The sequence below is a fragment of the Fructobacillus ficulneus genome (genome assembly GCF_001047075.2).
Classification (GTDB): Bacteria; Bacillota; Bacilli; order Lactobacillales; family Lactobacillaceae; genus Fructobacillus; species Fructobacillus ficulneus.
Window position 1 is genome coordinate 149,496 of sequence record NZ_DF968005.1, and the last position, 1,960, is coordinate 151,455.

Sequence of the window (1,960 nt, forward strand, 5' to 3'; positions counted from 1 at the left end):
GTGGCGATTTTGTCCGCTTTGGAAATCGATACGGACTTTAACGTTAACGTTATGTCCGGTTCTGACGGAGTAATTCGGGGCGCTATTGGTGGCCACCAAGACGCCGCCACTGCCAAATTAACGATTATCTCGGCACCCTTGGTCCGTGGTCGAATTGCGACGGTCGTGCCAGCGGTGACGACTGTGATTACGCCGGGTGACTCAATTGATGTCTTGGTAACCGAACTAGGAATTGCCATTAATCCTAACCGTCAAGACTTGGTGGAGGCACTATCACAGGTTCCTGGCTTGCCAATTTACAGCATCCAAGACTTGCAGGCTAAGGCAGAAAAACTTGTTGGGGTGCCAAAACCCTTAGAATTCACCGACCGGGTCGTGGCACTCGCTGAATACCGTGACGGTACTTTGATTGACGTGATTAAAGAAGTCAAAGATTAAGTGATTTAGTTCTTCAAGGTGGGCGCAGGCCCGCCTTTTTTGATACCCAAGTGGATGCAAGTTCAGATTTTTTAGATATCCGAGCAGGTACACGCCTATTTTTTGATACAATGACTGCCGCTTTGTCTTAATGACTAATCGGCAGTTCATTCACATTCCACCTAGTTCTTGTTAGAATGGGGGAAGCAAGCACGATAGAGGAGTGATGACCATGACAATTTTTACTGACGGTCCCACCGTTGATTTGCCAGCGGTTTTAGCTAACCGCGACTGGCGGTCGGCTTATCAGCACCACTTAGAAGAGCGATACCCGGCAGCCGTTGTCATTGCCGTCAAATTAAACCTGGCGGGGAACGCTAAAAATAGCCCCCAAATTCAACAACTTTTTCAAGCGGGGTGGCAGGCCATCGTGGCCCAGGTTGCGGACCTGGGGGATGGATTGGCCAGGATTAAAGTTGACCGCGACCGACCAACGGGACCAGAAGGTTTTTTGGTGGTCAAGGCCGATATTGTGACGGTTAAAAAATCAATGATGACCTTCGAGGCCGACTTTGCCTTAGGCCGTCTCTTTGATTGCGACGTGATGGGGGCCGGGGCAGATATTTATCAACTTTCCCGCACCGACCTGGGCTTTACGCCACGGACCTGTCTAATTTGTGACTGCAGTGCCAAGGACTGTGCCAAGGCCGGTCGGCATTCCTTTCCAGACTTACAGGCGGCCGCGGATGCCCTCTACCAAAAGTATTTTGTGACTGATGTAACCCTGCCGGCTTGGTCGGTGACGGCGACGGTCCAGACCGCCCAGGCGGCCTGCCTGGCTGAGGTCACGGTTAACCCAAAACCAGGTTTGGTTGACCCGGTCAGCCCGGGATCGCACCCGGATATGACGGCGCTGACCTTTATTGATTCAACACTGGCACTGGGCCAATACTTTACCCAGGCGGTAATGGTGGGACGTGATTTTACTGGGTCGGACTTGAAAGAAATTTTAACGATTCTGCGCCCATTGGGCCAAGAGGCTGAACAAGCAATGATTCAGGCGACCGATGGTGTTAATACCCATAAGGGTGTCATCTTTAGCCTAGGGATTTTACTGGCTGCCTATGGTCAGGCCACGCAAAATAATCAAGCAACGACCCTGGGCCTTGTTCAGAAGAAAGTTCAGGAAATTACGGCCGGCCTGATTGATAACGACTTCGGGCAAAAGTTGGCTGATCACCCGGCAGACTTAACGGCCGGGGAGCGACAGTACCAGGTTTACCAACTAACGGGTGTTCGGGGTGAAGTAACCCGAGGCCTCCAGCCTTTGAGCCAAGTCGGTCTTCCAACCCTGAGAACTAGCCCGGCCAAGACGACCAATGACCGGCTCTTGGATACGTTAATGGCCTTGGTCGGGTCAATCCAAGATTCGACCTTGATCAAGCGGGCGGGAACGCCAGCTATTGAGCAAACAATGCAGAGCTGGGTCGGTGAGTTTCAAGCCTTGGGTGGAGCCAAAACGCCAGCGGGTAAGGCCTACTTG

General features: G+C 52.2%; 2 protein-coding genes. Both read left to right on the forward strand.

Features of this window, described 5'->3' with window-relative positions; genetic code table 11:
• Positions 1 to 438 (forward strand): citrate lyase subunit alpha (locus AOQ29_RS08080; RefSeq protein WP_275936580.1); only part of this gene is annotated, 438 nt, incomplete at its 5' end.
• Positions 439 to 649: 211 nt separating this feature from the next.
• The coding region (gene citX / locus AOQ29_RS05445; protein WP_061993501.1) for a citrate lyase holo-[acyl-carrier protein] synthase at positions 650 to 1,960 on the forward strand (1,311 nt) is incomplete at its 3' end.